This is a genomic window from Actinoplanes sp. NPDC048988 (genome assembly GCF_043197815.1).
Classification (GTDB): Bacteria; Actinomycetota; Actinomycetes; order Mycobacteriales; family Micromonosporaceae; genus Actinoplanes.
Map to the genome: position 1 here is coordinate 145,050 of NZ_JBICTW010000020.1, position 22,864 is coordinate 167,913.

Sequence of the window (22,864 nt, forward strand, 5' to 3'; positions counted from 1 at the left end):
TGTGCGTCGGAAAACTGTGGGATCGCTGTGCGCCCTCTGAGCGGTTAGGTTGTGGCCCCATGAGCGTGCGTGAACGGCGAACGGTCTTCGGCGAGGCGGCCGACGAGTACGACCGGGTACGGCCCGGTTATCCCCGGCAGCTGGCCGACGATCTGCTGGCCGAGGCGGCCCCCGGCCCGGTGCTGGAGGTCGGCGCGGGCACCGGCAAGGCGACCGCGCTGTTCGCCCGGCCCGGCGTCGACCTGACCTGCGTCGAGCCGGACGCCCGAATGGCACGGGTGCTGCGGCGCAACGTGCCCGGCGTGACAGTGGTCGAGTCGTCGCTGGAGGAGTGGCGGCCCGACCGGCCGTACGGACTGGTCTTCAGCGCCCAGGCCTGGCACTGGGTCGACCCGGCCCGGCGCGCCGATCTGGCCCTGGGCGCGCTGGCGACCGGCGGCCTCTTCGCGCCGTTCTGGAACCTCTTCCTGGTCGCCGACCCGGCCCTGCACGCGGCGCTGGCCGAGGTCGACGCCCGGCACGGCCTCGTCGAGGACACCAGCCACCGGTTCCCGGCCACGGAAAACGCGGGCACGGAGAGCGCGGGCACGGAGAACGCCATGCGCGCCGAGTTCGAGCAGGAGCTGCCATCGGCCGGCCTCACCGACGAGCGCTTCACCGCCCCCGAGATCCGCCGCTACGAGCGGACGCTGACCTACGACGCGCGGGCCTACCGCGACTACCTGAGCACCGTCTCGATGTACCGGATCCTCGAACCGGCCGCGGCCGAGGCCGCCCTGGCCGACACCGCGTCCGCCATCGAGCAGCACGGCGGCCACATCACGTTCCTGGTCGTCACCGACGTCGCGCTCGTCCGGAAGCGGTAGGGCCGAAGACGGCCGGGACCCCAGGGGAGTAGAGCACACTGACGGGCGGGCCTGCCGGCGCCGGCAGGCCGGCGGCCGCCACGAGCCCGTCCGCCAGCGAGACCACCGAGGCCCGATGCAGCGGCCAAGGGGGATGCTCGTTCGACAGATAGCGGGCGCGCGTGTGCAGCCCCCAGCGCGCGGTCAGGAACAGCTCCAGCGGTGTCGGATCGGTCACCGGTGAACCGACCCGGATCGTCATGTCGCTGCCCGCGCGGGCACCCCAGCGGCGCCGCGTCGAATACGTGACATGGTCCCCCTCTCTGGTCAGCCGCATGCGGGCCCACCGGTACGGCAGACCGAGCGTGGCCCGCGCGATGAGGACCGGAACGAGGCGCGACGCCTCCATGGAGAGGAAGACGACACCCCGTCGGCCCTGCGAATCCACAGAGTAGAGACGGACGTTCGTCTCCGGGAACCTACCGAAGTAGGGGGCGTGCAGAACGTCCTCCATCCGGAAGCCGATCAGCCCGACGTAGGTGACCCCGTCGAAGGTGTCGGGCATCGTGCCCGCCGGGAGCAGGGGCGCGGCCAGCGCCGGGTCCAGCGGCCAATGCAGGAACGCCACCGAGGCCCAGCGCTGGCCGAGCAGGGCCGGCCGCACCGGCCGGGGCGTGGTCGCGGTGACCGGCTCCAGTGAGACGTCTCTCATGAGCCAGACGCTACGCCGCAGGTGAAGGGACAATGGGCCGGCAGTGACGGCACACACGGATAGGGGCTCATCCTGAACGCGCGACGACCCGCAGCGGTGCTCTTCGACATGGACGGCACGCTGGTGGACAGCGAGAAGGTGTGGGAGATCGCGCTGCACGAGCTGGCCGCGCACGCCGGCGGGACGCTGTCCCCCGAGGCGCGGCACGCGATGATCGGCAGCAGCATGGCCAACAGCATGCGGATCCTGCGTGCGGATCTGGGCCAGCCCGACCGGCCCGAGGCGCCCGACGTCGAGTGGCTGACCGACCGCGTCTTCGAGCTGTTCGGCGAGGGCCTGGTGTGGCGCCCGGGCGCGATGGAGTTGCTTCAGGCCGTACGCCTGGCCGGGCTGCCCACGGCGCTGGTCACCTCGACCGGCCGCCGCCTGGTCGAGGTCGCCCTCAAGACCCTCGGCGCCGAGAACTTCGACGTCGTGGTGGTCGGCGACGAGGTCAGCATGCCCAAGCCCGACCCCGAGCCGTACCGGACCGCCGCCACCCTGCTCGGCGTGCCGATCGAGGACTGCGTCGCCATCGAGGACTCGCCGGCCGGCGTGGCCAGCGCGCTTGCCTCGGGGGCGGCCGTGCTGGCCGTGCCGGCGGAACTGGAGCTGCCGCCCACCGACGGGGTCCACCTGCGCACCTCGCTGGTGGGTGTGGACCCCGACTACCTGGCGAGCCTGCTCGTCAATCGTGGGCTATCGCCGCGAGAACGTTGAGCCGGGCCGCGCGGATCGACGGCAGCACCGCCGCCAGCACGCCGACCAGGGCGGCCAGGCCCAGGTACAGGCCCATCCGGTCCCACGGCAGGACCAGGTCCGTGATGCCCTCGCCGTCGAGGGCGCGGACCACCGCGGTGCCCAGCCCGGCGCCGACCACCACGCCGAGCAGGGCGCCGAACACCGAGATCACCACCGACTCGACGGTGACCATGCGCATGGTCTGCGCCCTTCCCAGGCCGACGGCCCGGAGAAGACCGAGTTCCCGGGTACGCTCGAGCACGCTCAGCGCCAGAGTGTTCACCACCCCGAGCACGGCGATGAGGATCGCCAGGCCCAGCAGCACCTGCACCATCGTGATGACCGTGTCGAAGTCGCCGCTCTGCTGCGCGATGAAGGCGCTGCGGTCGGTCGCGTTGACCTCCGGACTGTCCGCCACCAGCTGCTTGACCTGCGGCAGCACCTGCTCGACGGCGACGCCGTCGTCGAGCCGGACGAATCCGATCTCCGGCTGGACGAGCCCGAACTCCTTGGTCGCGGCGGCCGCGAGCAGGTAGCTGCCGGGCATCCGGTCCTCGTCGTATGTCGCCGCAATCGTGTATTTGTGCAGTTCGCCGCGGGGCAGCTGCACCTCGTGGACGCTGCCCACCGTCCAGCCGTGGTCCTTGGCCTCCTCGACGCTGACGGCCATCTGGTCGCCGCGCAGCGTGGTCAGCCCCGGCGTCCCGAAGGTGTCGGCCAGCTTGGCCAGATCATCCGTGGCATTGACGTACGTCCGTTCGCCGTCGATGACAGCCTGGTCGCTCCAGACCCCCGCGACCGAGCGCACCCCCGATATCTGCTGCGCCTTGGTCAGCACGGTCTCGTCGAACGTCGGCGGCCGGGGGCCGTTCTGCTCGCCCGAGACGACGATCTGCGCCTTGATGGTGTCCTCGGCCTGCGCGGTCAGGCTCTGCTTGGCCGAGTCCATGATCACGGTGACGCCGGTGACCAGGGCGATGCCGACCATGAGAGCGGCTGCGGTGATGGCCGTACGGCGGGGGTTGCGCCCCGAGTTGAGCCGGCCCAGCCGGCCCGGCACCGACCACGAGAACAGCCGGCCCAGCAGGGCCACCACCGGCTTCGAGATGAGCGGGGTGAGCAGCGCGATCCCGATGAACGTGACCAGCACGCCGGCCAGGATCAGCAGCAGCGAGCTCGCCCCGTACAGGCCCACGCCGAGCAGTGCCGCCCCGGCCGCCCCGACGATCGCGCCGGCCACCGTGACCTTGGTCAGCGGCCGGTCGGGCGTGGCCACGTCCTGCATCGCCGCGACCGGGGCGATCCGCGACGCCCGCAGCGCCGGCAGCACCGCCGCCACCACGGTCACGACCACACCGACGATCAGCGCGCTGAGCACCGCGGCCAGGGGCACGCCGACCGTGGCCGGGTCCATGCCGCCGCTCATCCGGCCGAACAGCCAGACCAGCAGCGCGCCCACCCCGATACCGGCGCCGAGGCCGAGCACCGCGGCGATCAGGCCGATCGCCACAGCCTCGGTCAGCACCGAGTTGATCACCTGGCGGCGGCTGGCGCCGAGCGCCCGCATCAGGGCCAGCTCCTTGGTCCGCTGGGCCACGATGATCGAGAACGTGTTGAGGATCAGGAAGATGCCGACGAACAGCGCCACCCCGGCGAAGCCGAGCAGGATGTTGTTGAAGAAGCTGAGCGCGTCCTTGAACCCGGCCGAGCTCTCCTCCGCCAGTTGCTTGCCGGTCTTGACCTCGTACGCGTCGCCGAGTTGCCCGGCGATCCGGTCACGCACCGCCGCCGGCGTCCGGCCGCCGTCGACCCGTACGGTGACCTGGGTGAAAACGCCCGTCTGGCCCAGCATGGAGCGTTGCGCGACCGGGGTGGTGAAGGCGACCTCCTGCACGCCGCCGATCGAGTCGCGGTCGTCGGTGTAGCCCCAGACGCCGACCAGTGTGAACGTCTGCTTCGGCAGCTGGGTCAGCACCGCCACCCGGTCGCCGACCTTGATGTTGGCGGCCTTGGCGACCTCGGCGTTGACCGCGATCTCGGTGTCGGCCGTCGGGCCGCGGCCCTGGCGCATCTCCATGATCGCGTCGAGGCCGGTCCAGTTGGCGCCGATCCGCGGCGGGCCGAAGCTGGTCACCACCTTGCCGTCCGAGCCGATCACCCGGGCGCCGTCGGCGCCCACCATGCCGATCGCCTCCTTGACGCCCTCGACCTTGGCCACCTGGTCGACGACGGAGGCCTTGAGCGGCGTGGGCACCTCTTCGCCGTCCATCTCGGCCACGGCGACCTTCGGCTTCGCGGTCACGGCCACGTCGGTGGTCGCGTAGCCCTCGGTGAACAGGTTGTCGAACGTACGCCCAAGCGTGTCAGTGGTGACGAAGGCGCCGGAGACGAACATGACGCCGAGCACCACGGCCAGGCCGGAGAGCACCAGCCGCAGCTTGCGCGCCAGCAAGCTTTTCAGCGTCGCGCGCAGCATCAGACCAGCACCTCCCCGGACTTCATCGCCTCGAGCACCGTCTCCGGGGTCGGGTCGTCGAGCTCGGCCACGATCTCGCCGTCGGCCAGGAAGACCACCCGGTCGGTGTAGCTGGCGGCGACCGGGTCGTGGGTGACCATGACGATGGTCTGCCCGTGCTCGCGCACGCTGTCCCGCAGGAACGACAGGATCTCGGCGCCCGACTTCGAGTCGAGGTTGCCGGTCGGCTCGTCCGCGAAGATCACGTCGGGGCGGCTGACCAGCGCCCGCGCGCACGCGACGCGCTGCTGCTGACCGCCGGAAAGCTGGCTCGGCCGGTGGCCCAGACGGTCCTTGAGGCCGACCGTCTCGATCACGGTGTCCCACCACCGCGGGTCGGGCTTGCGGCCCGCGATGTCCATGGGCAGCCGGATGTTCTCGGCCGCGGTCAGCGTCGGCAACAGGTTGAACTGCTGGAAGATGAAGCCGACCCGGTCACGGCGCAGCCGGGTCAGCGCCTTGTCGCCGAGCCCGGTCACCTCCGTGTCGCCGATGCGCACCGTGCCCCGGGTGACCGTGTCCAGGCCGGCCAGGCAGTGCATCAGCGTCGACTTGCCGCTGCCGGACGGGCCCATGATGGCCGTGAACCGGCCCCGGGCGAAGCTAGCGCTGACGCCGCGCAGGGCGACCACGCGCGCCTCCTCGGTGCCGTAGACCTTCCACACTTCCTCGGCGCGCGCCGCCACCGATGTGTCCATTGCCGTGCCCCCTTTGGTCCGGCCGGGGCGAGTCCCCGGCCGGCCGACTCAGTGTTTCGGCGCACCGGGGCGGAAACGTCAGCCCAGGGTCGTATCGGGACGCGGAGATTTCGGTACGGGAATTCCGTAGGTGACATCAGGGTGGTCCCTGAGATGTCACTGATGACGCTTGACTGACGTCACTCATGACGTCATAGTGGCGACATGGACCTGACGCCGTATCTCGAGACCCTCCGGGCGGACCTGGCCGCGGCCGCCGCCCCGGGCGGACCCGAGACCACCCGCGCGGCCGAACTGCTCGGCCACTCGCTCGAACCGTCGGCCCGGCTGGCCCTGCTCGAGGCGCTGGCCGACGCCGCCGCCGAGATCACCACCCGGCTGCGGGACGCGACCGTCGAGGTGCGGTTACGCGGCCGCGAGGCCGACCTGGTCGTCACCCAGCACGCCGACTTCACGCCGCCGGCCGCGCCCCCGCCGCCGCCGGTCGACGGCGGCGACCTCACCCGGCTCACGCTGCGCATGCCGGAAGCCCTCAAGACCCACGTCGAGCAGACGGCCGCGGCCGAGGGCATCTCGGTCAACGCGTGGCTCGTGCGCGCGGTCACCGCGGCCGTCAACGGCCCGGCGGTTCCTCAAACGCGCAGCTCGAAGCGCATCACCGGCTACTTCCAGGCCTGACCCCCTCTATCAGGAGACTCCCATGTACGAGTTCGAGCACCCGGCGCCGGTCGTCATCGCGCTGCGGGCCCTCAACGGCACGGTCGACCTGGTCGCCGAGTCCCGCGACTCGGTGCTGGTCGACATCGAGCCGTTCGACGACAAGGGCCGCGACGACGCCGACCGCACCCGGGTCGTCCTCGAGGGCGACCGGCTGCTCATCGAGCCACCCGGCGCCGACTCCGGCTGGCGGCTGCGCCGCTCACCGAAACTGCGCGTCACCGCCCGGGTGCCACTGGGCAGCGCGCTGACCGGCCGCAGCACGGCGGCCGACGTCCGGGCCGACGGCGTCTGGTCGGCCGTCGAACTCGACCTGGCCTCGGCCGACGTGGACCTGGCCGACGTCACCGGCGACGCCCGGCTCCAGGCGGCCAGCGGGGATCTGCGGGTACGCCGGGTCGGCGGCTCCCTGAAGGCGGAAAGCTCCTCGGGCGACCTGCGCATCGGTGACGTCACCGGTGACGTCAGCGCCAAGACGGCCAGCGGCGACATCCGCATCGACAGCATCGGCGGCTCGGTCCGCTCCACGGTCGCCAGCGGCGACATCGAAATCGGCCGCCTGGCGAACGGCACCGGCGACATCCGCACGGCCTCGGGTGACGTCAGCGTCGGCATCACGCCGGGTACGCGCGTCTGGCTCGACCTGAGCAGCGCCTCCGGCCGTACCACCAGCGACCTGACCCCGGAAGCGGCCGGCACGGCAGCACCACCGCCGGCGCCGGGCGTGGGCCTGGGCGCCTTCGTCGACCTGGACTCCCTGCCGGGCCTGTCGGCGGTGCCGGGCCTGAAGGCCATGCTCCAGTCCGTCCACGTACCGACCTTCGGCTACGAGCCCGGCACCGGCTTCCGCGCGACTCCCGGCCACCACCCCGGCCCCGGCCCCGACTTCCGCCCCGGCCCCGGTCCTGGGTTCCGGCCGGGTCCCGGCGGCGTTCCCGGCCCGCCGCCTTCTTCCGGGCCGACTGCTCCGCCGGCTCCCGGCGCTCCGCCCGCGCCGCCCGCGCCGCCGGGTCCCGGTGCCCCGCCCCCGCCCGGCTTCCCGCCTGTGCCTCGCTCACGGTTCGAGCCTGGTCCTGGTTCCGAGCCTGGCCCTGGATTCGAGCCTGGCCCTGGATTCGAGCCCGGTCCCGGGTTTGAACCTGGCTCCGTGCGCGGGTTCGGCCCCGCGCCCGAGGCTGTGCCCGACGACGTGCTCCCGCCCTCGGCCGACGGCGCCGGCACGGTCGAGCTGCGGGTCCGCACGGCCAGCGGCGACATCCACATCTTCCGCGCCACCGAGAGAAGGGCAGCCTGATGTTCCCGGACAACCGTTTCGGCGTCGAGAACTCCGCCACCGGCGTACGCCGCCGCCTCCTGACCGGCCGCCGAGGCCGCGCCGACCGCTTCGGCCCGCCGGAGTGGCCCGTGAGCCGCGGCCCCACCCCGAACCCGCGCCGCGGCTGACCCGCCGCCCGAAACGCCCCGAGCCCCGCTCGGGGCGTTTCGCCGTGCCGTGGGCCGCTCAGGACGCTTTCGCGGGGAACATGTCAACGTTGCCGGACGGCTCGACCTTCGGCGCCCGCACCACCTCGACCGGGCAGCCCGCGTGATGCAGCAGCGCCTGACTGACCGAACCGAGCACGAGCCCTTCGAAGGCGCCGCGTCCCCGTGCCCCGACCACGATCAGCCGCGCCGTCCTCGAGCGTTCGGTCAAGACCTTCCGGGCGCTTTCCCGTACGGCCTCCGCCCGCACCCGCACTTGCGGATAGCGCTCGCCCCAGCCGGCCAGCACCTCACCGAGCAGCAGCCGCCCCGCCAGACCGTCGTCACCGGCGAGGACGGCGACCAGCTCGGCACCGGCGGCGGCGCTCTGCTCGAACGCCGCCGCGACGGCAAGCCGTGAACTCTCGGACCCGTCCACGCCCACCACGACCGGTCCGCCGGGATGGCCGGCTCCCCGCACCACCAGGACGGGACAGTGTGCGTGGGCGCTCGCATGCACGGCCACCGAGCCGATGATCAGCCCGCTGACGCCACCCAGCCCCCGGTCGCCGAGCACGAGCAGAGAAGCCTGGCGGGATTCGCCAAGCAGCACAGGGGTGGCCGCCCCGTCGATCAGCGCCGTGCCGACCGGCACCCCGGGCGCGGCCTCGGCCGCCACCCCAGCCGCCTCCACCAGCAGATCCTCGGCGTGGTGCCGAAGCCCAGTGCCCGGCGTGTCATCGGCAACGGGCCCGACACCCACGTGAAGCGAGGGCCAGACGAAGGCGTGCACGATCCGAAGTGGAAGCTTCCGCTGCCACGCTTGAACGGCCGCGGCCCTGACAGCGGACAGAGCTTGCTCGGACCCGTCAATTCCCACAATCACCGGCGCGGCCATGATGTGCCTCCTCGTTTCCCACGAAGACACCGCAGCCCCGAGTTCCGTGACACCCGCCACCGCCATCCCTCACCCGCCACCCGTCATCCACACCCGCCACCTACGCCCGCCACCCACACCCGCCACCGTCACCCACACCCGCTACCGGCACCTGCACTTGGCTGCGGACAGCGGCACCGGAAGTACCAGCGGCGTCCCGCACCCGCACCGCATCCGCCAGCGCCTCGCGGCACTTCCAACAGCCCCGCGGCACCGGCAAGCCGCCCCGGCACTGGCAAGCCGCCCTCCGGCACTGGTAAGCCGTCCCCGGCACTGGTAAGCCGTCCCCGGCACTGGCAAGCCGCCCCCGGCACTGGCAAGCCGCACCCCGGCACCGGCAAGCCGCACCCCGGCAGCGGCAAGCCGTACCTGGCAGGGGCACGCGGCACCGGACGGCGGCACGCGGCGGGGGCACGCGGCACCCGGCAGGGGTACGCGGCACCGGGCAGCGACACGCCGCACGCGGCACCGGTACCCGGCAGCCACCCGGCGCACGGATACCCCGGCAGCGGCACCCCCGGTAGCGGCAGCGGGTCAGGCGCCCGGCTTGACCAGGCCCGTCTCGTAGGCGAGGACTACGGCCTGGGTGCGATCGCGTAGGCGCAGCTTGGTCAGCACGTGACCGACGTGGGTCTTGATGGTGGTTTCGCTGACCCGTAGCGCGGCGGCGATCTCGGCGTTGGAGTGCCCGCGGGCCACGTGCACGAGGACTTCCCGTTCCCGTTCGGTGAGCGCGTCGAGTTTGCTGGCCGTCGTGGTCTCGGGCGCCGGCAGCGCGTCGGCGACCCGGGCCAGGATCCGCGCCAGCACCGCCGGCGTGATGACCGCCCCGCCGGCCGCGACCGCCCGTACGGCCGCGATCAGCTCGGCACCAGGCACGTCCTTGCTCAGAAACCCGGCCGCCCCCGCCGCGATGGCGGCGAGCACGTCGTCGTCGGTGTCGCCGGCCCCCATGACGAGCACTCGCACCGGAAGCCCGGCCTCGGTGACCGCCCGGGCGACCCCGAGCCCGTCGACGCGCGGCAGCGCCAGATCGGTGATCAGCACGTCGGGCAGAAGCCGCCGAGCGAGGTCGACAGCTTCGCCGCCGTCCCCCGTCTCGCCCGCCACCACGATCTCGGCCGCGCCCCCATCGGCTGAGGCCCCGCTAAGAACCATCCGAAGCCCCGACCGCTGCATAGGAGCCGCATCAGCCACCAAGACCCGCAGCGGTCGCAGAACGGTCACCGGCACTCCCGGCCAACAGCGACGCACATGGCGGCCACCCTAAGCGATCCCGACACCCCGAACGACGTCCCACCGCCACCGGAGCCCTTGATCACCACCGCCGGCCCCGAGGCCCTGCCCGACGACAGGGCTCCGCGCCGCACGCGACCCCGACGCAGCATCCGGCCAGCGCCCGTTCGCCGCCGAACTCGTGCTCAGTCTGACGCCCGGCGCACCGACGCCCAGCCCAGTGCCGATCCCGCGCCCGGCCCAGCGCTCGGAACCGGCGACATGCCCGGAGCCCGCCCTACCGCCGGCCCGGCACGGGCCGCAGCGCTGACCCTGGCGCCCAGTGAAGCGCTGATCCCCGCGCCCAGTGAAGCGCTGACCCCGATACCCCAGTGCAGCACTAACCCCGGCACCCGGCCGCGACGCCACACCTGGTGCCCTGTCCGGACGCGAGGCTCAGGCAGTTGGTGGGTTTGGTGAGGCGGCGAGGATCGGCTTCTTGGCGACGCCGGAGTCCAAGGGCGGGCCAGAGCTTCCTGGGCGATGGGCCGCCAGCGCCGTTCGGCCAGTAGCGCGTGGGCCTCCGTACCGCCGATCCCGGCACCCGTGCCCTCGGGTGGGGTCGCGGGGCGTGAGACGGGCACGTGGGCGAGGGGCGCGGGCAGCCGGTAGCTCTCGTCCGGCTCGGGCACGATGTTGCGGAGTATTGCCGGGTCCGGCGGGACACACCGTCCATTGCCGACAAACCGTCCAGGAACAGGGTCGGGATGTGCCAGGCGGACGTCACGGTGGGGGACGGCACATAAGGACGGGGTCGAGTGGATCAGCCGGGGACTGCCGGTCATGCCAGGCGGTCGTCGTCGGTGGGAGTGGTGTCGATCTGGAGGACGTCGGGGGTGGCCGGGAACGGGGGCGGGGTGCCGCCGAACTCGGGGCACAGGGCCTGGTGGTTGCACCACCCGCAGAGGCGGCTGGGTTTGGGGCGGAAGTCCTGGTCCTTCTTGGCGCGCTCGATGGCGGCGGACAGGGCCACCAGCGTGCGCTCGAAGCGTTCCAGTTCCTCGGCCTCGGGGCTGTAGTCGAGGGCCTCGGCGTCCTTGAGGTAGAGCAGGCGCAGGACGCGGGGGACCACGCCCCGGGTGCGCCACAGGACCAGGGCGTAGAACTTCAGCTGGAACAGCGCGCGGCCCTCGAAGGCCTCGCGAGGGGCGCCGCCGGTCTTGTAGTCGACCACGCGCAGGTCGCCGGCGGGGGAGACGTCGAGGCGGTCGATGTAGCCGCGGATCAGCAACTCGTCGTCGATCAGGGTGGAGACCAGGCTCTCGCGCTGGGCCGGCTCGAGGCGTCTGGGGTCTTCGACCGCGAAGTAGCCGGGCAGCAGGTCGCGGGCACTGTCGAGGAAGCGGGCCAGCCGGGCGTCCTCGGGCACGTCGACCAGGGCCGTCTGGCCAGGGATGGCCGAGCCGGTGGCGTCGGCCTCGGCGGCGACGGCGGCCGGGTCGGTCACGCCGCGGCGGGGCGACTCGGTCAGGATCTCGGCGGCGCGGGGCTCCTCGGTCAGAATGCGCTGCCAGGCGGGCTCGACCAGGGCCGCCGCGGCCTCGGGGGTGCGCTCGGCGGCGGGCAGGTCGAAGAGGCTTTCCAGTACGGCGTGGACGAGCGTGCCGCGTACCTGATCGGCCGAAGGCTGCTCGGGGAGCTTGTCGATGGTGCGGAAGCGGAACAGCAGCGGGCACGTCTTGAAGTCGGCCGCCCGCGACGGCGACAGCGAGGGCCCGGCCGGCCGGTCGGTGGAGTCCCGGCGGGAGGAGCCGGGCGGGGGTGGGGAGACCGTGGGTGCTGTCATGTCCAAGAGGCTAGGGCAGGGGTACGACGAAAACGCGCTGACCGTCCCGTGACACCGACTCCGTAGCATCGACGGCGTGGACGAGAGCAGGACGACACCCAGGAACCGCCGCGGCGCCCGGCCGGTGGGTCACGTCCTCGGCATCCCGGTCTTCGTGAACGGGTCGATGATCCTGCTCGCCGTGCTGGTCACCTATGTGTACGGCAACTATGTCCGCGACGGGCTCGACCTGCCGGGTCCGGTCGCGTACCTGGTCGGGTTCGGCTTCGTGATCTGCCTGCTCGGCTCCGTGCTGCTGCACGAGCTGGGTCACGCGCTGACCGCGCGCCGCTTCGGCATCGGGGTGCGCGGGATCACCCTGGAGCTGCTGGGCGGCTGGACCGAGATGGACCGCGACGCGCCCACCCCACGGGTCGACGCCCTGGTCAGCCTGGCCGGGCCGGCCGTGTCCCTGGTGCTGGGCGGGGTGGCCACCGCGGCCACGTTCGCGCTCCCGGACCGGACGACCGCCGGGCAGATCGCTTTCCAGCTCGCCGCCAGCAACATCCTGGTCGCGCTCTTCAACGTGCTGCCGGGGCTGCCGCTGGACGGCGGGCGGGCGCTGCGGGCGGGACTGTGGGCCCTGATCAAGGACCGGAACCGGGCCACCGAGGCCGCCGGCTGGGCCGGGCGGGTGCTCGCCTTCGCCACCGGCATGGTCGCCCTCTGGTTCTTCCAGCTGGGCACGCTCACCCTGTTCGGCATGCTCTTCGTCCTGCTGGTCGTCTTCACGCTCTGGCAGGGCGCCGGCCAGTCGATCCGGCTGGCCCGGATGACCCGGCGTTTCCCGCTCGTCAAGCTGCGTGAGCTGGCCCGCCCGCTGCTCACCGTGCCGGCCGGCACGCCGCTGGGTGAGGCGCAGCGGCGCCGCTCGGAGGACCCCCGGCCGAACGTGGTGCTGGCCGTCTCGGACTCGGCCGGTAATCTCACCGCACTGGTCGACCCGGTCGCCGCCGAGCGGGTTCCCGTGGATCGCCGCCCCTGGGTGGCGGTGGACAGCGTGTCGCGTTCGCGTGACGCGGTGCCCGCGCTGCCGCTGGACCTCAGCGGCGAGCAGGTGGTGCGCGCGCTCCAGGCGCATCCCGCCGCGCAGTACGTGGTCATCTCCGGCGAGGACGTCGTCGGGGTGCTCCGCGTCGGCGACGTCGCCCAGGTGCTGGAGCCCCGCCGTCCCATTAAGCAACGGAAGTGAAAGACGCTGTGACCCTTACGCCTGAAGCTGTCGACACCGAATCGCTGCCCGCGCACCGCGGGCCGTTCCGGGAGGGCGATCGCGTCCAGCTCACGGACCCGAAGAACCGGATGCACACGATCGTGCTGCAGCCGGGCAAGGAGTTCCACACCCACCGGGGCGCGCTGGCCCACGACGCGCTGATCGGCCTGCCCGACGGCAGCGTGGTGACTTCTTCCGGTGGTACGGCCTATCTCGCGCTCCGCCCACTGCTCAGCGACTACGTCTTGTCGATGCCGCGCGGCGCGCAGGTCATCTACCCGAAGGACGCCGCGCAGATCGTCGCCATGGGCGACATCTTCCCGGGCGCCAAGGTGCTCGAGGCCGGCGTCGGCTCCGGCGCCCTGTCGATGTCGCTGCTGCGGGCCATCGGCACGTCGGGTGAGCTTCACTCGTACGAGTTGCGCGAGGATTTCGCCGCGATCGCCCGCAAGAACGTCGAGGCCTTCCTGGGCGGCCCGCACCCGGCCTGGCACGTGCACCACGGCGACGTGGCGACGAACACCGAGACCGGTTTCGACCGGATCATCCTCGACATGCTGACCCCGTGGGAGGCGCTCGACATGGTCGAGCGTTCGCTCATCCCGGGCGGTGTTTTCATCGGGTACGTGGCAACCACGCCGCAGATGTCCGAATTGGTGGAGGCGCTGCGTGAGCGTGGCGGCTGGACCGAGCCGCGGGCCTGGGAGTCGCTGGTGCGCGACTGGCACGCCGAGGGCCTGGCCGTACGCCCCGACCACCGCATGATCGCGCACACCGCCTTCCTGGTCTCGGCGCGCAAGCTAGCGCCCGGTGTGACCGCACCGCCGCGCCGGCGCAAGCCGAGCAAGGGCGCCGAGGCGTACGCGCTGCGCCGCGCCGCCCAGGCCGCCCTGGCCGCCGCGGCCGTGGCCGAGATCGATGACACTCGCTCGGACGAAGAGGGCCCCGAGACTGCCCCGGAGATGTGACGCCACCGGGCTGGGTCGGGTAGCTTCCAAGCGGCGACAGGAGAACTGCCTCAGTCCGTTCAAGTGTGGCGGGCGGGGTGGTCGACGGGGGAGGGACCGGTGGGCGCGATGAGCTCTCCGCCATTCGGCGGCAGCAACGAGATGCCGGCGGTCTTCCCCGACTGGTCGCCGTACCAGGATCTCGACTCGGCGGCCCGGGCCTATCTGCGTGACCCCGAAGTGGCGCTGGACGCGCTCTTCGGGGTCCTGCGCGGGGCCTCGGTGCTCTGCTTCACCCTCGAGCGTTTCGTCAACGAGGTGAACGGCGTCTGGCAGGAGGTCGTCATCTGCGACGGCAGCCGGCTGGTGTTGTGGCACGGTGAGGACGTGGCGCCCGGCGACGGCCCGGTCGGCTCGATGACCTCGTCGCTGCGGGTGGTGCCGCTGTCGACGGTCACCGAGGTGGGCTGCCGCCGCCGGCTCACCCGCACCTCGAACGGGCAGGCCCGGGTCGACAGCATCGACGTCTACCTGCTGCTGAGCTCGGTCGACGACGCGGTGCCGCCGCCCGGCATGGACGAGGGCGAGTCGCGGCAGACGATCCGGCACGACGCGCTGCGCTTCGGCAAGACCCTCGACGACGGCGGACCCGGACAAATCGCCCGTCTTGAGGAGTTTTCGCGCGTCGTTGCGTCGTTGGTGGGACGGCCGACACTCTAAACCTCGGTTACGTCCGTGTGACTTTTTCCGCGAATTTACGGCCGGTTCAGCCGACCGCGGATGCGGCGAAAGCTGTTGTGTGGCAAAGACCTCAGGCGGCGTCGGGGCCGGCGATCTCGACGTCGTCGGCGCGCCGCACGACGTGGATGCAGTCGCCCGGGCACTCCTTGGCCGAGTCGATCACCTCGAGCAGCAGGCGACGCGGCACCGGCGTGCGCTCACCGGGAGATTGCAGCAGCTCACCGGCGGTGTCCTTGACGTACGCGAGTCCGTCGATGTCGAGCTCGAAAACCTCCGGCGCGTACTGCACACAGAGCCCGTCACCGGTGCACAGGTCCTGATCGACCCAGACCTGCAACTCCTCGTTCCCGGTCCGCGCCGTCACCCCGTACCTCCCGCAAGTAGCCCCCGCCGACCGTACCGGAACGGTCCGACAAGACACTTGCGAGGACCGGCCGAATGGATCAAGACTCGGTGACGAGGGTGTTGCATGGGTCGAAATCCGGCCCGCAGCGGCTAGTGTTAACCCAAGACGTTCGAGCCCCCGGGGAGGTGGGACGTGGCACGCAGCGACGAGGCGGACAACCGCGCCGCACGTTGGGAAAAAGAGGCCAACGATCTCTCCAGCCAGGTCGCGTTCCTGCAGGAGGAACTCGCCCTTGTCAGGCGGAAGTTGACCGAAAGCCCACGACACGTCCGGCAGCTCGAGGAACGGCTTGCGGCGACGCAGGCGCAGCTGGCCCGAGTGACCGAGAACAACGACCGGCTCGTGGCGACCATGAAGGAAGCCCGGGCCCAGATCGTCACTCTCAAGGAAGAGATTGACCGGCTCGCCCAGCCGCCCAGCGGCTACGGCGTATTCCTGACGGCACACGAGGACGGCACCGTCGATGTCTTCACCGGCGGCCGCAAGCTTCGCGTGGCGGTCTCGCCGTCGCTGACGGTCGAGGACCTCCAGCGTGGCCAGGAAGTACTGCTCAACGACGCGCTCAACGTGGTCGACGCGTTCGGCTTCGAGCGCACCGGTGAGGTCGTCACGCTCAAGGAGGTCCTCGCGGGCCCCGACGGGCAGCGCGGCGACCGGGCGCTCGTGGTGTCGCACGCCGACGAGGAGCGCATCGTCTCCCTGGCCGACTCGCTCGAGATCGAGAAGCTCCGCGCGGGCGACTCGCTCATGATCGAGCCGCGGTCGGCGTACGCCTACGAGCGGATCCCCAAGAGCGAGGTCGAGGAGCTCGTCCTCGAGGAGGTCCCCGACGTCGACTACACCGACATCGGTGGCCTGCACTCGCAGATCGAGCAGATCCGCGACGCGGTGGAGCTGCCGTTCCTGCACGCCGACCTGTTCCGGGAGCACCAGCTGCGCCCGCCGAAGGGCATCCTGCTCTACGGCCCGCCCGGCTGTGGCAAGACCCTGATCGCCAAGGCGGTGGCCAACTCGCTGGCCAAGAAGATCGCCGAGCGCCGGGGCGAGGAGAAGCACACCAGCTACTTCCTCAACATCAAGGGCCCGGAGCTGCTGAACAAGTACGTGGGTGAGACCGAGCGGCACATCCGCCTGGTCTTCCAGCGGGCCCGTGAGAAGGCCGGCGAGGGCACCCCGGTGATCGTGTTCTTCGACGAGATGGACTCGATCTTCCGGACCCGTGGCTCCGGTGTCTCCAGCGACGTGGAGAACACGATCGTTCCCCAGCTCCTCAGCGAGATCGACGGCGTCGAGGGCCTGGAGAACGTGATCGTGATCGGCGCCTCCAACCGCGAGGACATGATCGACCCGGCCATCCTGCGGCCGGGCCGGCTCGACGTGAAGATCAAGATCGAGCGCCCGGACGCCGAGGCGGCCAAGGACATCTTCGGCAAGTACATCCTGCCGGGCCTGCCGCTGAGCTCGGAAGACCTGGCCGAGCACGGCAACGACGCCGACGTCACGGTCGCCGCGATGATCGACGCCGTGGTCATGCGGATGTACACGGAGTCCGAGGAGAACCGCTTCCTGGAGGTCACCTACGCCAACGGTGACAAGGAGGTCCTGTACTTCAAGGACTTCAACTCCGGCGCGATGATCCAGAACATCGTGGACCGCGGCAAGAAGATGGCCATCAAGGAATTCCTCACCTCCGGCAAGAAGGGGCTGCGCCTGCAGCACCTGCTCGACTCCTGCGTCGACGAGTTCCGCGAGAACGAGGACCTGCCCAACACGACCAACCCGGACGACTGGGCCCGCATCTCCGGCAAGAAGGGCGAGCGGATCGTCTACATCCGTACGCTCGTCTCCGGCGGCAAGGGCGCCGAGGCCGGCCGTTCCATCGAGACGGCCAGCAACACCGGTCAGTACCTGTAACGACAGCGGTAAGACGCGGGCCGGGGGTTTCCCCCGGCCCGCGTCGTCGTTCTCCACGGCATGAGACGTATGGCGTGGCTCGACGCGCTGCGCGGCTACGCGGCGCTCACCGTCGTCCTGTTCCATCTCAGCCCGCAGATGATCGGCGTCGACCGCCACCTGGCGATCTACCGCCAGATCGACGTCGGCAAGTACGGCGTACTCCTGTTCTTCCTGGTCAGTGGCTACGTCATCCCGATGTCGCTGGAGCGGCACGGCTCGCTGCGCCGGTTCTGGATCGGCCGTCTGCTGCGGATCTACCCGGCCTACCTGGTCACGATCGCCCTGGTCACGCTGCTGGTCACGGCCGGGCTCATGCGCTGGCAAGGTTCCCTGCGGGCCGAGACCGTGACCGGCGTCCTCGCCCACGCGAGCATGACCCCCGATCTGGCCGGGCTGCGCGGCGTGGTCCGGGTCTTCTGGACCTTGTCGTACGAGATGGTGTTCTACCTGATCGTCACCGGGCTCTACGCCTGGCGCCTGCACCGGCTCAGCGCCTGGTGGGCGGCCGGGCTCGCGATCGTCTCGCTGCTGGCCGGGCCGTACCTGCCCGACGATCTGTTCGGAGACACTTTCGCGCGGCGTCGCGTGCTCGCCGGCGTACTCCTCATTGTCGTGGCTCTGGTGGTCCTGGCCTGTCTGAAGCGGCGCTTCGTGAAGCTGGCCGGGGTTCTCGGCCTGGCCGTGGTGTTTGTGCCGGCGCTCAACGGGCATCCGACCGCCGACAGCACCGTCACCTCCTCCCGGCAAGCCCTGACGTTCCTGGCCGTGATGTTCGCGGGCACCGTCGTCTACCGCTGGCAGCACGGCCAGATCGGCCGCTTCGCCGGCCTCACGGCCCTGACGATGGTCACTCTCGGGCTTCTCGGTTCGCAAAGGACGTACGCGACGACGGCCGCGCTCGCCGTCACGTTCCTTTTCGCATACGCCATGCGAAACCGGGCCATGCCCCTCGTTTTGCCATGGCTCGGACGGATCAGCTACTCGCTGTATCTGCTGCACGTCGTTCTGCTCTTCCTGACCCTCCGCATCGTCCCGGAACTCGGGACGCAGCCCGTCCTCGTACGCCTGCTCGCTGGGGTTACGTACCTCATTGGAGCGATAGGACTGGCGTGGCTCTCGTACCGAATGGTGGAACTTCCCGCCCAGCGACTGGTTCGCAAGATCGCTGGACCCGGCCCGGCGAGGCCGATAACGGCCACCGAGCGTGCGCTGCCGGGCACGGCCCGGGGCGAGAACGAGCGCCAGAGCGTCTAGGCTCGGTACATGAGCAGCAGGGGCAGTACGGCGGGCGGGGTGGTCGCATGAGCGTTCGACGGATTATGGGCACCGAGGTCGAGTACGGCATCTCCGTCCCGGGGCAGCCCGGCGCCAACCCGATGGTCACCTCATCGCAGGTGGTCAATGCCTACGGCGCACGACCCGAGTTGAACCGCGGCGGCCGCGCCCGGTGGGACTACGAGGAAGAGTCGCCGCTGCGCGACGCACGCGGATTCACCTACTCCGGGGCCGCCTACGACCCGGCCGACGCCCTCGCCGACGAAGACCTCGGCCTGGCCAACGTGATACTGACCAACGGCGCCCGGCTCTACGTCGACCACGCGCACCCCGAGTACAGCACGCCCGAGTGCACCAACCCGCTCGACATCGTCAAGTGGGACAAGGCCGGCGAGCGGGTCATGGCCGAGGCGTCGCGGCGGGCCGCCACGATCCCCGGCACCCACCGCATCCAGCTCTACAAGAACAACACCGACAACAAGGGCGCCTCGTACGGGTCGCACGAGAACTACCTGATGCGCCGGCAGACGCCGTTCGCCGACATCGTCGCCCACCTGACGCCGTTCTTCGTCACCCGGCAGATCTTCACCGGTGTCGGCCGCGTCGGCCTCGGGCAGGACGGCTCCGGCTCCGGCTTCCAGATCTCCTCGCGGGCCGACTTCTTCGAGGTCGAGGTCGGACTCGAGACCACCCTGAAGCGGCCGATCATCAACACCCGCGACGAGCCGCACGCCGACGCCGACAAGTACCGGCGCCTGCACGTCATCATCGGCGACGCCAACCTCTCCGAGATCGCCACCTACCTCAAGGTCGGCACCACGTCGCTGGTCCTCAACATGATCGAGGAGAAGGTCTTCAGCGGCGACCTCGGCATCGCCGACCCGGTCAGCGAGCTGAAATCGGTCAGCCACGACCCCTCGCTCAAACACCTGATCCGCCTGCGCGACGGCCGCCGCCTCACGGCGCTCGACCTGCAGTGGGCGTACTACGAGCGGGCCCGCGCGTTCGTCGAGGAGCGCGAGGGCGACGACGCCGACGAGCAGACCCTCGACGTGCTCGACCGCTGGGAAGACGTCCTGGACAAGCTCGGCCGCGACCCGTTCGAGTGCGCCGACACCCTCGACTGGGTGGCCAAGCTGCGGCTGCTCGAGGGCTACCGCGAGCGGGAGAACCTCACCTGGTCGTCGCCGAAACTCCAGCTCGTCGACCTGCAGTACTCCGACGTGCGCCCGGAGAAGGGCCTCTACCACCGGCTGGTGGCCCGCGGCTCGATGAAGACGCTGCTCGACCCGGCCGACGTGCAGCTGGCCATGTCCGAGCCGCCGGAGGACACGCGTGCGTACTTCCGCGGGCGCTGCCTGGCCCAGTACGCGTCCGAAGTGGTCGCGGCGAGCTGGGACTCGGTCATCTTCGACGTCGGGCGCGAGTCGCTGGTGCGGGTGCCGATGATGGAGCCCGAGCGCGGCACCAAGAAGCACGTGGGCGCGCTGTTCGACAAGTGCGAGAGCGCGAAGGACCTCCTCGAAGTCATCACGAGCCGCTGAGAAACACGAGCGGCCACGGGCGGTTTTTTGTCGTAACGGCGAGGTAGGTTTTAGCCACCCGATGTCGCGGGCTTCGGGTGGCTAGAAAGGTGGTACCCCATGGCAACTCGAGACACCGGCGGTCAGTCGCAGTCCGGCAAGGGCCGGCAGGACTCAGAGGTTGAGGACGTCACCACTGAGGCCAACCCGGAGGTAGCCGAGCGGCACGCCGAAATCACCGAGGACGTCGACGACCTCCTGGACGAAATCGACTCGGTCCTCGAAGAGAACGCCGAAGAATTTGTGCGCGGATACGTGCAAAAGGGCGGAGAATAGGGCATAGCCGAACAAATCGGACATGCCTCTCCCGGGCGATGATGAGAACGGGCGGCGTCGCTGTCGCGATTGCGGCGAGTGGAAGCCGCCCGATCTCTGCTATTGCCCTGATTGCGGGGAGACGAAGCCGTTGGCGGAGTTTCCCCGCAGCCGAAACGACAGTGGTGGCCACGGCCGGTACTGCAAGCCCTGTCCCAACGCGCGCGGCCGGGAGTCGAGGGAACGGCTCTGGGGTGGCTCTCGCGAGTATCACCTTCGGCGGCGCTACGGCATCACCGAAGCTGACGTTGAAGAGCTTCTGGCGGAGCAGGGTGGGGTGCGATCTGTGGCGCTCCTGACCCTCAACACGTCGATCACGATCATCGCACTGGATGGGTGCGCGGGATATTGTGCTTCAACTGCAACGGCGGGCTCGGGCAGTTCCGGGACAATCCTGTGTTCCTCGCCGAGGCGATCACGTATCTGAAAGGAACCACGTGGCAATGGACTTTGATCCATCCGGGCGTCTACCAGCATTCTTCCAAAACTCGGGGACGTCGTCCTTCACGCAGTTCCTGACCCAGGCGGCGCCCGAGATGTTGCCGGGGCGCCGGCCGCTGCCGCCGGGGATGGCCGCTGACATCGCGCCGCACGGTACGACGATCGTGGCCATCGCCACCGCCGAGGGCGTGGTCATGGGCGGCGACCGCCGGGCGACCATGGGCAACCTCATCGCCAGCCGCGACATCGAGAAGGTGCACCCCGCCGACTCGTACTCGCTGATCGGCATCGCCGGCACCGCCGGCATCGGCATCGAGCTGATGCGGCTGTTCCAGGTCGAGCTGGAGCACTACGAGAAGATCGAGGGCACGATGCTCTCGCTCGACGGCAAGGCGAACCGGCTGGCCGGCATGGTCCGGGGCAACCTGGGCGCGGCCATGCAGGGCCTCGCGGTCGTGCCGCTGTTCGCGGGCTTCGACCTGACCCCGGCCGACCCGGCCCGGGTGGGGCGCATCTTCAGCTTCGACGTGGCCGGCGGTCTGTACGAGGAGACCGGCTACGACTCGATCGGCTCCGGCTCGCTGTTCGCCAAGTCGGCGCTGAAGAAGAAGTACCGGCCCGGCATCAGCACCGACGAGGCGGTCCGGCTGGCCGTCGAGGCGCTGTACGACGCGGCCGACGACGACACGGCGACGGGTGGGCCCGACCTGACCCGCAAGATCTTCCCGGTGGTGATGAGCGCGACGGCGAACGGCACGCACCGTCTGTCCGAGCAGGAGATCACCGCGGTGGCCGAGCAGGTGGTCTCCGGCCGCATGGAGAACCCGGGCGGCTAGACGCCCGCCGACCAGAGCCCGCAGTCGACTTCATGAGGGAGTAGCCACCCGTGGCCATGCAGTTCTACGCATCACCCGAGCAGGTCCAGCGTGACCGCTCGGAGTACGCCCGCAAGGGCATCGCCCGCGGCCGTTCCGCCGTGGTGCTGACGTACGAGGGCGGCATCCTGCTGGTCGCCGAGAACATCACCACCCTTCGCAAGATCAGCGAGATCTACGACAAGATCGGTTTCGCGGCGGTCGGCCGGTACAACGAGTTCGAGAACCTGCGCCGGGCCGGCGTGCGGATGGCCGACCTCAACGGCTACAGCTACGACCGGCGCGACGTGACCGGGCGCGGCCTCGCCAACGCGTACACGCAGACCCTGGGTGCGATCTTCACCGAGACCCAGAAGCCGTACGAGGTGGAGATCTGCGTCGCGCAGGTCGGCTCCTCGCCCGAGACCGACGAGCTGTACCGGATCACCTACGACGGTTCGGTGATGGACGAGCCGGGCTTCATGGCGATGGGCGGGCAGGCCGAGGCGATCTCGAACGTGCTGCGCGAGCGGCACGACACCGCGGCCGACCTGCCGTCGGCGCTGGCCCTGGCGGCCGAGGCGCTGGGCAGCGTGGGCGGCGAGAACGGCGCCACCCGTCAGCTGACCACCAAGCAGCTCGAGGTGGCGGTCCTCGACCGGCGCCGCAAGGGCCGCGCGTTCCGCCGGATCGCCGGGGCCGCCCTGTCCACGCTGCTCGAGGGCGGCCAGGACGTGCCGGAGAAGGAGCTGGGCGACGTCGACGCGGCGCCGCCGAGCCCGGCCACCGACAAGCCGACCGTGTCGGCCGCTTCCGAGGACACCGAGGACAAGGCGGCCGAGAAGGCCGCCGCCCCCCAGCCGTCCGAGCCGAAGGACCCGGCCGAGCCGGCCGACGGCGTCAACGGCGACGGTTCCTGACAACGCGGGGCGCGGCGGGAACGCCGCGCCCCACGGTCTGGACACTGTCCTGCGCTGGTTCTGGCCGCCTACACCGCACTACGCCTCGCCCGGAGCGCCGTCGCGGATCTACGCCGGCCCCGAGAACGCCCGCCCCCAGCGACCGGCTCACTCCCGTTCGTGTCCGGCGAGGGTTTCGGTTCCCGCACCGCGAAGCCGGCAACCCCGCCGCCGCGCCACAACCTCTCGGCCGGCCACCGGGACGCCGCAACCGGCATCCGGCACCCGCCACGACGCGTCCACCTCGTCACCACGAGCAAACCAGGCGCCGGCGCGGAAACAGGCCTTGCTGAACGGGTTGAAGTCGAACTAGGCCGTGTCCTGCCGATCAGTTGATCAGTTCTGGTTGATGTGTCAGGTGTGGGGCGTGGTGAGCTGACGGATAAGGCGTGGGCGGTGATCGCACCGT

General features: G+C 70.8%; 22 protein-coding genes. 15 read left to right on the forward strand and 7 right to left on the reverse strand.

Annotation, left to right across the window (positions count from 1 at the left end; translation table 11 throughout):
- Nucleotides 1-59 precede the first annotated feature (59 nt).
- Nucleotides 60-866: a class I SAM-dependent methyltransferase gene (locus ACGFJ7_RS40460; RefSeq protein WP_392647252.1), complete on the forward strand. Its 807-nt coding sequence runs from the start codon at nt 60-62 to the stop codon at nt 864-866.
- Here the strand turns inward: ACGFJ7_RS40460 and ACGFJ7_RS40465 are convergent.
- Nucleotides 835-1,557: a DUF2071 domain-containing protein gene (locus ACGFJ7_RS40465; protein WP_360254519.1), complete on the reverse strand. Its 723-nt coding sequence runs from the start codon at nt 1,555-1,557 to the stop codon at nt 835-837. The genes ACGFJ7_RS40460 and ACGFJ7_RS40465 overlap by 32 nt on opposite strands.
- A 96-nt stretch (nt 1,558-1,653) precedes the next feature.
- Between ACGFJ7_RS40465 and ACGFJ7_RS40470 the strand changes: the two genes are divergently transcribed.
- Nucleotides 1,654-2,316 (forward strand): HAD family phosphatase, encoded by a 663-nt coding sequence (locus tag ACGFJ7_RS40470; protein ID WP_360254521.1) that lies wholly within the window; start codon nt 1,654-1,656, stop codon nt 2,314-2,316.
- Here the strand turns inward: ACGFJ7_RS40470 and ACGFJ7_RS40475 are convergent.
- Nucleotides 2,285-4,813, reverse strand: coding sequence for an ABC transporter permease (locus ACGFJ7_RS40475; RefSeq protein ID WP_392647254.1), 2,529 nt, complete (start codon nt 4,811-4,813; stop codon nt 2,285-2,287). The genes ACGFJ7_RS40470 and ACGFJ7_RS40475 overlap by 32 nt on opposite strands.
- Nucleotides 4,813-5,550 (reverse strand): ABC transporter ATP-binding protein, encoded by a 738-nt coding sequence (locus ACGFJ7_RS40480; protein WP_360254525.1) that lies wholly within the window; start codon nt 5,548-5,550, stop codon nt 4,813-4,815. Before ACGFJ7_RS40480 ends, ACGFJ7_RS40475 begins: the two co-directional genes overlap by 1 nt.
- A 204-nt stretch (nt 5,551-5,754) precedes the next feature.
- Here ACGFJ7_RS40480 and ACGFJ7_RS40485 point away from each other — a divergent pair, with 204 nt between their 5' ends.
- Genes ACGFJ7_RS40485 through ACGFJ7_RS40495 form a run of 3 tightly spaced genes read left to right on the forward strand, consistent with a single transcriptional unit; the run spans nt 5,755 to nt 7,710 of the window.
- Nucleotides 5,755-6,228: a hypothetical protein gene (locus ACGFJ7_RS40485; protein WP_392647257.1), complete on the forward strand. Its 474-nt coding sequence runs from the start codon at nt 5,755-5,757 to the stop codon at nt 6,226-6,228.
- Between the two features lie 22 nt (nt 6,229-6,250).
- Entirely contained in the window at nt 6,251-7,561 is a 1,311-nt protein-coding gene (locus ACGFJ7_RS40490; protein ID WP_392647260.1) for a DUF4097 domain-containing protein, read from the forward strand.
- Complete coding sequence (locus tag ACGFJ7_RS40495; RefSeq protein ID WP_392647263.1) at nt 7,561-7,710, forward strand: hypothetical protein; 150 nt, start codon at nt 7,561-7,563, stop codon at nt 7,708-7,710. The genes ACGFJ7_RS40490 and ACGFJ7_RS40495 overlap by 1 nt, the downstream gene beginning before the upstream one ends.
- A gap of 58 nt (nt 7,711-7,768) precedes the next feature.
- Here ACGFJ7_RS40495 and ACGFJ7_RS40500 read toward each other — a convergent pair whose 3' ends face one another.
- From ACGFJ7_RS40500 to ACGFJ7_RS40510, 3 genes are all read right to left on the reverse strand, one after another.
- Nucleotides 7,769-8,626 (reverse strand): universal stress protein, encoded by an 858-nt coding sequence (locus ACGFJ7_RS40500; protein ID WP_392647265.1) that lies wholly within the window; start codon nt 8,624-8,626, stop codon nt 7,769-7,771.
- A 573-nt stretch (nt 8,627-9,199) separates the two neighbouring features.
- Entirely contained in the window at nt 9,200-9,898 is a 699-nt protein-coding gene (locus tag ACGFJ7_RS40505) for a response regulator transcription factor (RefSeq protein ID WP_360254790.1), read from the reverse strand.
- Between the two features lie 823 nt (nt 9,899-10,721).
- Complete coding sequence (locus ACGFJ7_RS40510) at nt 10,722-11,726, reverse strand: PD-(D/E)XK nuclease family protein (protein ID WP_360254535.1); 1,005 nt, start codon at nt 11,724-11,726, stop codon at nt 10,722-10,724.
- 76 nt (nt 11,727-11,802) lie between these two features.
- Here ACGFJ7_RS40510 and ACGFJ7_RS40515 point away from each other — a divergent pair, with 76 nt between their 5' ends.
- The 3 genes from ACGFJ7_RS40515 (at nt 11,803) to ACGFJ7_RS40525 (ending at nt 14,645) form a co-directional block, all read left to right on the forward strand.
- Complete coding sequence (locus ACGFJ7_RS40515) at nt 11,803-12,957, forward strand: site-2 protease family protein (protein WP_392647268.1); 1,155 nt, start codon at nt 11,803-11,805, stop codon at nt 12,955-12,957.
- 8 nt (nt 12,958-12,965) lie between these two features.
- Nucleotides 12,966-13,946, forward strand: a complete 981-nt coding sequence (locus ACGFJ7_RS40520; RefSeq protein ID WP_360254537.1) for a tRNA (adenine-N1)-methyltransferase — start codon at nt 12,966-12,968, stop codon at nt 13,944-13,946.
- Nucleotides 13,947-14,054: 108 nt separating this feature from the next.
- Nucleotides 14,055-14,645, forward strand: a complete 591-nt coding sequence (locus ACGFJ7_RS40525) for a hypothetical protein (RefSeq protein WP_360254539.1) — start codon at nt 14,055-14,057, stop codon at nt 14,643-14,645.
- A gap of 91 nt (nt 14,646-14,736) precedes the next feature.
- Here the strand turns inward: ACGFJ7_RS40525 and ACGFJ7_RS40530 are convergent, their stop codons facing one another.
- Nucleotides 14,737-15,030, reverse strand: a complete 294-nt coding sequence (locus ACGFJ7_RS40530) for a ferredoxin (protein ID WP_360254541.1) — start codon at nt 15,028-15,030, stop codon at nt 14,737-14,739.
- Nucleotides 15,031-15,204: 174 nt separating this feature from the next.
- Between ACGFJ7_RS40530 and arc the strand changes: the two genes are divergently transcribed.
- The 7 genes from arc to prcA all read left to right on the forward strand — a co-directional run bounded on the left by arc (nt 15,205) and on the right by prcA (nt 22,416).
- Nucleotides 15,205-16,986: a proteasome ATPase gene (gene arc, locus ACGFJ7_RS40535; RefSeq protein ID WP_360254543.1), complete on the forward strand. Its 1,782-nt coding sequence runs from the start codon at nt 15,205-15,207 to the stop codon at nt 16,984-16,986.
- Nucleotides 16,987-17,046: 60 nt separating this feature from the next.
- The gene (locus ACGFJ7_RS40540; protein ID WP_360254545.1) at nt 17,047-18,282 is read left to right on the forward strand and encodes an acyltransferase; all 1,236 of its coding nucleotides are present in this window, start codon (nt 17,047-17,049) and stop codon (nt 18,280-18,282) included.
- A 47-nt stretch (nt 18,283-18,329) separates the two neighbouring features.
- Nucleotides 18,330-19,847, forward strand: a complete 1,518-nt coding sequence (gene dop, locus ACGFJ7_RS40545; protein ID WP_360254547.1) for a depupylase/deamidase Dop — start codon at nt 18,330-18,332, stop codon at nt 19,845-19,847.
- A 99-nt stretch (nt 19,848-19,946) separates the two neighbouring features.
- Complete coding sequence (locus tag ACGFJ7_RS40550) at nt 19,947-20,162, forward strand: ubiquitin-like protein Pup (RefSeq protein WP_097321086.1); 216 nt, start codon at nt 19,947-19,949, stop codon at nt 20,160-20,162.
- A 375-nt stretch (nt 20,163-20,537) separates the two neighbouring features.
- Nucleotides 20,538-20,720, forward strand: a complete 183-nt coding sequence (locus tag ACGFJ7_RS40555) for an endonuclease domain-containing protein (protein ID WP_360254550.1) — start codon at nt 20,538-20,540, stop codon at nt 20,718-20,720.
- The gene (prcB, locus tag ACGFJ7_RS40560; protein ID WP_360254552.1) at nt 20,639-21,478 is read left to right on the forward strand and encodes a proteasome subunit beta; all 840 of its coding nucleotides are present in this window, start codon (nt 20,639-20,641) and stop codon (nt 21,476-21,478) included. Before ACGFJ7_RS40555 ends, prcB begins: the two co-directional genes overlap by 82 nt.
- 50 nt (nt 21,479-21,528) lie before the next feature.
- Nucleotides 21,529-22,416 carry a proteasome subunit alpha gene (gene prcA / locus ACGFJ7_RS40565; RefSeq protein WP_360254554.1) on the forward strand — a complete coding sequence of 296 codons (888 nt, stop codon included), beginning with the start codon at nt 21,529-21,531 and terminating at the stop codon, nt 22,414-22,416.
- Nucleotides 22,417-22,864: the final 448 nt, after the last annotated feature.